Source organism: Saccharothrix stipae (assembly GCF_054781895.1).
Genome location: NZ_BAAGTN010000028.1, coordinates 1 through 8454 on the forward strand (window position 1 = coordinate 1; position 8454 = coordinate 8454).

6 protein-coding genes and 3 pseudogenes are annotated in these 8454 nt (G+C 69.6%); 5 read left to right on the forward strand and 4 right to left on the reverse strand.

Annotation, left to right across the window (positions count from 1 at the left end):
* Positions 1-130 precede the first annotated feature (130 nt).
* Complete coding sequence (locus ACYVLT_RS38255) at positions 131-628, reverse strand: integrase core domain-containing protein (protein ID WP_461125051.1); 498 nt, start codon at positions 626-628, stop codon at positions 131-133.
* Here ACYVLT_RS38255 and ACYVLT_RS38260 point away from each other — a divergent pair.
* The 3 genes and pseudogenes from ACYVLT_RS38260 to ACYVLT_RS38270 form a co-directional block, all read left to right on the forward strand.
* Positions 552-894 (forward strand): annotated as a pseudogene (locus ACYVLT_RS38260) (integrase core domain-containing protein); the annotation flags it as partial. The gene ACYVLT_RS38255 and the pseudogene ACYVLT_RS38260 overlap by 77 nt on opposite strands.
* A 128-nt stretch (positions 895-1022) precedes the next feature.
* Positions 1023-2402 carry a Fic family protein gene (locus tag ACYVLT_RS38265; protein WP_461125052.1) on the forward strand — a complete coding sequence of 460 codons (1380 nt, stop codon included), beginning with the start codon at positions 1023-1025 and terminating at the stop codon, positions 2400-2402.
* 14 nt (positions 2403-2416) lie between these two features.
* Positions 2417-3126 (forward strand): annotated as a pseudogene (locus ACYVLT_RS38270) (IS5 family transposase); the annotation flags it as partial.
* On the opposite strand, the gene ACYVLT_RS38275 reads toward ACYVLT_RS38270, so the two are convergent.
* Both ACYVLT_RS38275 and ACYVLT_RS38280 read right to left on the reverse strand, forming a co-directional pair.
* Entirely contained in the window at positions 3068-3814 is a 747-nt protein-coding gene (locus tag ACYVLT_RS38275; RefSeq protein WP_461125053.1) for a transposase, read from the reverse strand. The pseudogene ACYVLT_RS38270 and the gene ACYVLT_RS38275 sit on opposite strands and share 59 nt — an antisense overlap.
* A 372-nt stretch (positions 3815-4186) precedes the next feature.
* Positions 4187-4693 carry a hypothetical protein gene (locus ACYVLT_RS38280; protein WP_461125054.1) on the reverse strand — a complete coding sequence of 169 codons (507 nt, stop codon included), beginning with the start codon at positions 4691-4693 and terminating at the stop codon, positions 4187-4189.
* Positions 4694-5147: 454 nt separating this feature from the next.
* Here ACYVLT_RS38280 and ACYVLT_RS38285 point away from each other — a divergent pair, with 454 nt between their 5' ends.
* Complete coding sequence (locus ACYVLT_RS38285) at positions 5148-5516, forward strand: hypothetical protein (protein WP_461125055.1); 369 nt, start codon at positions 5148-5150, stop codon at positions 5514-5516.
* 134 nt (positions 5517-5650) lie between these two features.
* Here the strand turns inward: ACYVLT_RS38285 and ACYVLT_RS38290 are convergent, their stop codons facing one another.
* Positions 5651-6715 (reverse strand): hypothetical protein, encoded by a 1065-nt coding sequence (locus tag ACYVLT_RS38290; RefSeq protein ID WP_461125056.1) that lies wholly within the window; start codon positions 6713-6715, stop codon positions 5651-5653.
* Positions 6716-7841: 1126 nt separating this feature from the next.
* On the opposite strand from ACYVLT_RS38290, the pseudogene ACYVLT_RS38295 reads away from it, so the two are divergent.
* Positions 7842-8406, forward strand: a pseudogene (locus tag ACYVLT_RS38295) (helix-turn-helix domain-containing protein).
* The last annotated feature ends 48 nt before the right edge of the window (positions 8407-8454 follow it).

The window sequence follows — 8454 nt, forward strand, 5'->3', positions numbered from 1 at the left end:
AGGCGATCACGCCATAGAAACCGCCCGTGACCAGCGCATACTCAATTGGGCAACAGCGTCCTGTGGGGTGTCATAAGTCGGCTACCTGGTCTGACCTGCGGTTAGGCTGCTGCGGGTTTGTACTCGTTGATCATGCCGCCGAGGACTGGTCGGCGGCGTATTGAGGTGTAGTCCGGCTCGCGGTCGGGTGGTCCGGTCGTGGTGGTGCGAGGTGCAGGGCTTGGTGTGGTCGGCGGTGGTTGTAGTGGGTCGCGTAGCGGTTCAGGACCGCTCGCAGGTGGTGTTCGTCGATGATGAGCAGTCGGTCGATGGGTTCGCGTCTGACGGTGCCGACGAACTGTTCGGTGTAGGCGTTGGCTCTCGGGCAGCGTGGTGGAATATTCACGACCTTGATGCCTGCGCCGAGCAGAACCAGCCAGCCAAAGAGTCGAACGAAGATCAGGTACAGCAGTCGTAACGCCACCTCTCGCGATCCTGCCTTGGAGGCCCAGAGGGCAGGATGGCCGCAGCTCAGCGTCCCAACGCAGAGTTCTGGAACCCCACACTCCGCGGGGTCCGGCCTGGTCCACCACTCCGACGCGGGCAGCCGGTACACCTCGATCAGCTTCACCGACCACCTGGCGGCCACCTGCGTCGACGCCTCGATCGGCTCGGGTCGGGGACGCGTACGACAACGCCCTGGCCGAGTCCACGATCGGCCTGTACAAGACCGAACGGATCAACAGGCAAGGCCCGTGGCACACCCGTGACCAGGTCGAGTACGCCACACTGGAGTACGTCGACTGGTACAACAACCGGCGGCTCCACGGGGAGATCGGCCACGTCCCGCCCGTCGAGCACGAGAACCGTCTACACCGTGAGCACCAGCCGACCCCGGCCGGAGCGATCAACTAATCGGGTCTCCATCAATCCCGGAGCGCTTCAGAACGGGCAGTTGTGGGTTCTCAGTGAATCTTGCGCTTTCTCGCCAATCTCGCGCCGAAACGTTGAACGGCCGGCGGTCGGGGTGGCAGGCTTGCACAGTGATCCCTGATCTGACTCCTCGCTTTCTGAGCTGGGATGAAGTGGATCCTTCCCGCCATCCGTTCGACCCCCTCTCGGCAGCGCAGGTGGTGAGCTCGCTCGGCCCGGCCCAGAGTGTGCCCCGCCGCCCCGACCTCCCGTCCGCCGACATGGCGATGATCGACTGGGGCCGCGGCGAGGGTACGGACTGGGCCGACGCGATGTCCCACGCCCTCGTCGAGCACTACGGCCATTGGGCGGTGGGCTGGCGCTGGTCAATCGGCGAAGCGGACTTGGACGGCGGCCCGGTGGGAAACTGGTGCTGCCCGCGAGACTCGATCACCACTCCGGAGGAGACGCTCGCCCGTGTCGTCGCGGCGCTGTGCGAGTGGCGTGAGTGGCTGGAGAGCCTCGCCGGGTGGTTCGAGGCGTACCCGCTGGAGCTGGCCGCTGTCGAGGACCAGCGGATCCAGTGGGAGATCGTCGCCCGGAAGCTGATCCTGCACGTCGTTGACCGCACCGAGGGCGACAGCGGCTGGCACGGACACTGCCGCCAGGTGCTCATCTGGTTCCTCGACCGCTGGCACGTCGCTCCCGCGGTCGCGGAGGATCTGGTCGACCAGGCGATCGGCGGACGGTTCCACAGCTGGGTCAGTCCTGACGCGGTGCTGGTCGACGACGTCGCGGAGCGGCTCGCGCTGTCGCTACGACCGGACGACGGCCCAGGTCCGTCCGAGCGGTTACCGGACCATCTGGAGCGTTGGCTTGCGGTGCGCGAGTCCGTGCCGTGGCAGCAGGCCCCGGGTGACGGCGCGGATGGACCGGTGGCCCCCTCCCGCGACGGCGCGGCGGAGGACATCCGTACGTTCGACGGAATCGTGGATCCCGCCCGCGCGGCAGGCATGCTCGCCGCCCTGGAAATGGTCCGGGCCGACGCGCGGCGCGGTGCACCCCTCGATTTCGCGTTGCTTTGCGGCTGGCAGCAGCACGTCCTGGGCACATCGCAGGCATCCCCGTTCCGCAACTCGCCCGCCTTCGCCAAAAGGGGCCGGGAACGCTACGGCATCGCCCCCGGCACCCGCGCCCGCCTCGACGCCTGCCTGGCCCAGAGCGCACAGGACAGCGGACGGCCCCTCCCCCTGACAGCCCGCGCGGCACGCGCCTATCTCGACGTCTGCTTCTTCCACCCCTTCGACGACGGCAACGCCCGTGCCGCCTTCCTCACCCTCGTCTTCGTCCTCGCCCGCGAGGGCGTCGCACTGAATGCCGTCGGCCTGCTCCGACGCGTCACCTTCCAAGCCGGCGACCCCCAGGACCCGCTGATCCTCGCCCGGTACATCGACGGCTACATCACGGAGACCCGGCGCACCGCCGGCTCCTCCGATCGCGCATCGAGCTAAGTGGGCAGTTCAGAATGAGCTGGCGTGTCGGCTTTGTCGATGCTGCGGGATGTTCCGCGATCGCCTCGTGCGTGGAGGTCCTGACCGACGAGCTGTGGGCTTGGCTGGAACCGTTGATTCCGTTGCGTCCGAGGCGTTTCCGCCATCCGGGTCGCAGACGCGCCGACGACCGGGCGGCGCTGGAGGGCATCCTGTACGTGGTGCGCACCGGGATCGGGTGGAACCGCCTGCCGCCCTGTTCGGCGCGTCGGGCGCGACGTGTTGGCGCCGGTTGACCGAGTGGCACGAGGCCGGCGTCTGGCAGCAGTTGCACGAGCGACTACTCGCCGAGTTGCGAGCGGCAGGGCTGTTGGACCTGTCAGCCGCGTTGGTCGACTCCACCCACCTGCGCGCCCTCAAAGGGGGGGACCACACGGGGCCAAGCCCAGTCGACCGGCGCAAGTCCGGCTCCAAGCACCATCTGATCACCGACGCCACCGGCATCCCGCTCGCCGTCACCCTGACCGGTGGACACCGCGACGACGTCACCCAACTGATCCCGCTCATCGACGCCGTCCCGCCGATCCGCGGCGTGGTCGGCAAACCGCGCCGTCGACCTCGCCGGATCTACGCCGACCGGAGCTACGACCACGACAAGTACCGCCGCCTGGTCCGAGCCCGCAGCATCACCCCGGTCGTTGCCCGACGCGGCGTCGAGCACGGCTCCGGCCTGGGCAAAGCCCGTCGTGGTGCCGGCCAAGGAACGGCGGCCGTTTCCGACGACGCGGACCGATGGCGTTTTCAGCGGATGGATGGCTGTCGGGTCGAGGCTCGCAGACCGCCGGGTCTTCGGTGATATTTGAGCCGAAAATGTTCGGTTGCCTACATGATGGCGTAGCGGACGTGCGGGGCCCGGAGGTAGCCGCGGATGATGTGCGGCTGGCGTTGGCGGCGGTGCAGGAAGCATCGGGTCTCGTGGGCCAGGCGGTCGGCGGTGTGGGCGCGGGAGGTGTTGACGTTGCGTTTGAGGTCGGCGTTGAGCAGTTCGCCGGGGTTGAGTTCGAGGCTGTAGCCGGCATGAGGTGCGGTTCGATCCGGTCGGAGTTGTCCTGCGGCCAGGCGCGGACGGCCTTGCTGCGGTGGACCGGGTGCCGGCCGGCGATGACGTGTACCTGGCGGGCGACGCGGTCGAGGAAGGTGGTGAACACCGGTGCGGTGAAGCGTTCAGTGAACACGGTGAACCACTGCGCGCCGCGTGAGGCGACCGCGGACATGACGTTGACCCGGATCCGTTTTTCGGTCACCCGTGCGATCGGCGTGCGCCCTTCAGGTGCCCAGGACCGGCCGGGCGGTGCGGCGTCGGAGCGCAGCCCGCACTGGTCGACCCACGCGATCGCGGCGCCCTCCGCGAGAAAACACCGGAACAGCGGCATCGCAGATCACCGCCGGAAACCGACGACGGGGCAGGCTGAGGGCGCGTGCGGTCCGCTGTACCACGAGTCGAACTCCGCTCATCCCGCGCCACCGATCAATGGTGCCCTGCACCCCGCACGGATGACACCGCGTTCCCGCCTCCGATCACTCGATCACCGGCACCGGCGACCTTGGCCCCCGACCCTCCGAAACGCCGACGACCGGCGTTCCGGAGAACCCGGACCTGGTCGAGTCGCCAGTCGCCTCGAAGGGTGTGACCATCCAGGCTCACACCGGTCGGCCGGTCGCTCGCGGCATCCAACGGCTCGGAGTTTCTCCCGGGCTGTGAGCCGAGCAAGGTTCCATCGACAGTGGAACCGCCCCGGTGGGCGTCAGGGCTTGTGGTAGGGGCCCGCCGGGTAGGGCGGCATCGGCTCGTCGAAGCGGCGCCGACGGCGGCGGCGGATGATCAACGCGGTGATCAAACCGCCGAGGGCCAGAAAGGCGATGAGGAGGATCCACGCGACGACGTCGCCCGAGCCGGACTGGCCTGCGGGTTGGACTTTGCGGGGCCCGTACGCCTTGTGCAGTTCGTCCTCGGTGGCGGACCTGGTCTTGTCGTTGACGGTGACCACGACGCGGTCGACTTCCTCGGGGTAGGTGTCCCAGACCAGGCGGAAGATCGTTTCACCGTCGTCGTCCCGCTGGTTGAGGTTGTAGGCGGTGACGACCAGCGTGTCGAAGCCGTTGGAGGTGTTGTGATTGACCGAGATCCCGGTGTAGTCCTTGTCCTGGAGGCGGGACGCGAGGTTGGACAGCTCGGCGAGCGAGGCGCACCCCGCAGCCACTAAAACGCACAGCAGCACGCCCCACAGGCGCGCACGGGCATCGAGTTTCACTATTCCCCCTTGGTGAAGGCTCGCCGGATCGCACGGGGAGGCTACAGGTCGCCCAGTCGGCGAGCTCGGTCGTTGGCGAGATTGGTTCGAGCGCTCGGACAGCGCCGAACCGGCTTTCGGGCCGGGAAAGCTGTGCTGGGTGGCGGCCTGGGGACTGGTGCTCGGCCGCGGACCCGGCTTCTACTTCGTGCTGCCCGCGCTGGTGTTCGGGATCGCGGCGCTGACCTCGGTGCGTCCACGCGATCTGACGGCGTCGTGACCACAGCGCGCCGCGCGGACCGACGGCGGACATGACGTTGACCCGAAGTTGTTTGCCGGTCACCCGCAGGATGGGCGTCCGGCCCATCGGCGCCCACGACCGACCGGGCGGCGCGGCGTCGGAGCGCAGTCCGCACTGGTCGACCCACGCGGTCGCCGCACCCTCGGCCTTCGCCCTGGCCTCGATCGCCGGGCAATGCTCGTCGAGCCAGGCACCCACCGCCGCCGGTTGCTGCTCGTAGGCACGGCGGGCCGGCGCTGCGGGGTGAACCCGTGGCGGCGCAACCACAACCCGACGCCCTGTTCGGTCATGTCGACCCCGACGATGGAGGGCATCGGTCGTAGTGCGCGCGAGGTGGTGGAGTTGGTCGGGGGTGAGGGTGTCACGGAGGGCGCGCTGGGCCAGGGCGTACGCCGCCACGGCTCGCGCCGGCTGATCGGAGGTGGGGGTGATCAAGGCTGCCGCTCCTGGCTGACCCGCCGCCTGCGCGGCAGGTCGTCCGGCGACAACCGGACCGGCAAACACCCGACCTGGACCACGGTGGAAGCACTGCCCCGCGTTTGACGCCACCTGCGATCGCCTCGCCAACCGCCCGCTGCGCCGACCCGCCCGCGCTCAAGCCGTCCTGCGCTCAAGCCGCCCGCGCCCGTGCTGAGGCCGCCCGAGCCAAGCCGCCCGCCGATCCCACCCTGCCGCCCTCAGCGCCCCACGCCGAGAGCGGCGGCCAAGGCGCGGAGATCCTCGCGCAGCCGGGCCTCGCCCTCGTCGTCCACGCAGTCGGTCCTGATGTCGATGTACAACGTGTTCACCTCGGGAATGTTGACCCGGACAGCCGAGTCGGCGATGTCGAGCCGGTCCCGGTAGTCGCCGGGCGCCATGTCGGCGCGTTTGCGCAGCTCGTCCTCCAGGGCGTCGGCCACGGGTTCCGGCACGTCGCGGCTGACCAGCCGCAGGCGCAGGTCGATCACGTCGGGGGAGCGGCCGAGCAGGGTCCCGTTGGTGCGCTCGCACGGCTCGACCGACAGGTCGACCGGCACACCGGGCAGGTCGGGGTTGTGCGAGTCCGGGTTCCGGGTCAGCCGCTCGGTCACCGAACGGATCGCGTAGGAGGTCGCGTCAACCGAGTACGGCCCGTCCACAGTGGACCTGTCGAGCAGCTGGATGCCGAGCAGGCCGGCGAAGAACAGCCACACCACGAGCCCCATCGCGAGCAGCCCGCCGCCCACGGACAGCCTGGGCGTGAAGTCGCGCGCGTAGTCCGGCCCGTCGAGACCGGACGCCGGCTCCAGGTCGGGCCGGGCCGTCCGGACGGCGTCCAGGAACGCGCCGTGCGAGTCGACGTCCTTCCACCGCATCCGGAGCCGGTCGTCCGGCGTGTCGAGTTCCACCACATGCCGCTCGAACACGTCGGCCCGGAGGAGGGCGACGACCACCCCGCCCAGCAGGGACAGCGGCAGCCAGAACGCCAACCAGAACCCCTTGGCCGACACGTGACCGGTGCGCACCGCGGTGATCGAGTCGTACCGGACCCGCTCACGCCCCAGCACCACCGCGTCGTCCCCGAACATCGCGTAGCCGGGCCACCGCACCGCCAACCGGGCCGCGACCGCCGCGACCACGAGGTCCGCGATGGCCATGATCCAGAAGAACGGCCGTTCCGGCGTCACCGTGACACCCCAGCCGTGCCACCCCGCCAAGGCCGACGCCACCACGACCACGGTCCAGGCGCGCCCGGCGCCCGACGACAACCAGACCCGTTTCACACCAGGTCGACGTGATCGGCCGGTGTTCGGTTCCGCTCAGCCGAAACGCTGATCGCCGCTTCAGCGCGGTCCCGTTCGGTGTACAGGGTCCTAGGGTCGCGGCCCTCGGGTCCCCGAACAGCAGGCCGCCCGAACCGCGCCGGACCATCTCGGGTAGCACGTGCCCGACCATGTCGATCGCCGGGTACACCCAGGTCATGGCGTCCCGGACGGCGTCGGTGAGCAGCAGCACGGCGTTGTGCCTGCCGGCGGTGTCGTCTGTGCGGGTCAGGCGGCGTGGTGGTACTCGTTGAGGGTGCCGCCCAGTCGTTGCCGTCGGCGGATGTCGACGTGGGTGACGGCTGCTTTGTCGTTGGTTGGTGGCAGTGGGTGTAGTGGTCGCGGGTTGGTGATGCCTTGTCGGGGTCGGTGGGTGTTGTGGGACTGCTCGTACTCGCGCAGGGCGTGGAGCAGGTGCCGTTCCGTTCCAGACCGGTGTGCGGTCGAGCGGTTCGCGTCGGCGGCTCCGGATCCAGCGCTCCATGATCGCGTTCATTCGCGGTGTCCGGACACCGGTGAGGACGACCCGGGTGCCGGCGTCGGCGAGGACGGCGTCGAACAGGGCGGGGTGTTCTCGGTCGCGGTCGCGGATCAGGAACCGTGCGGGGCTGCTTGCGTCTTCGAGGTCCAGGACGAGGTTCCTGGCGGCTTGGGTGACCCTGGAGGCGGTCGGGTGTGGGGTGGCGCCGAGTACGCGGATCCTGCGGTTGGCGTGCTCGATCACCGCGAGCACGTGTAGGCGCGGAGGAAGGTCGACCAGGTCGTGGAGGCGCGTTCGGGTGCTGGGTCGATCCGGCGTCTTTGAGGATCTTCCAGACGGTGGAGGCGGTGATTGTGATGCCGGGTACGAGGAGTGCCGTGATGCGGCGGTAGCCCCAGGTGGGGTTGTCCTGTGCCGGGCGCAGCACGAGGAGTCGGGTGGAGCGGACGGTTCGTGGGTCGGCCGGGCCGCTTGGGGCGGGACCTGGCGGCGTGGCGGCGGGTGAGGAGGTCCTGGTGCCACCGCGGCACCGTCTCCGGGCGTACCGGTAGGCGGAGCCGATGGAGCGTAGCGACCGGGAGTCGGTGCGGCAGCGCCGCGAGGAACATCCGTCGGCGGGGGAGAACCGAGGGCGGGCATTTGCCCAGTTGGGCGGAGACCGGCACCTCCACCGGCACGCTGTCCAGGCTCGAAGCGGGCCTGCGCCGCCCCACGCTCGTACAGCTCCTCCCGTCCGCCCGCGCCTACGGCGTCACCCTCGACGAGCTGGTCGGCGTGCCACCGACCGGCGACCCCCGCATCGACCTGCGCCCCATCGCGGGTGACGACGGGTCGACCGTCCTGCCGCTGACCCGCTGACCCGCTGACCCGCAGGCCCGGCGGCATCCAGGCCTACAGGTTCGTCCTGCCGACCGGCGACGACGACCGTAAACCCGACCTGTGCACCCACGAGGGCTACGACTGGGTCTACGTCCTCAACGGCAGGCTGCGCCTGGTCCTCGGCAAGCACGACCTGATCCTCAAGCCAGGCGAAGCCGCGGAGTTCGACACCCGCACCCCGCACTGGTTCGGTGCCACCACCTCCGGTCCCGTCGAGTTCCTCAGCCTCATCGGTAGGCAGGGCGTACGCGTGCACGTCCGCGCGGCACTGCGGTCAGGCGGGTCCGGGTGAGGGTGTACGGCTGGATCGCGGTGTGCGATCCAGCCGTGCTGTCACCTG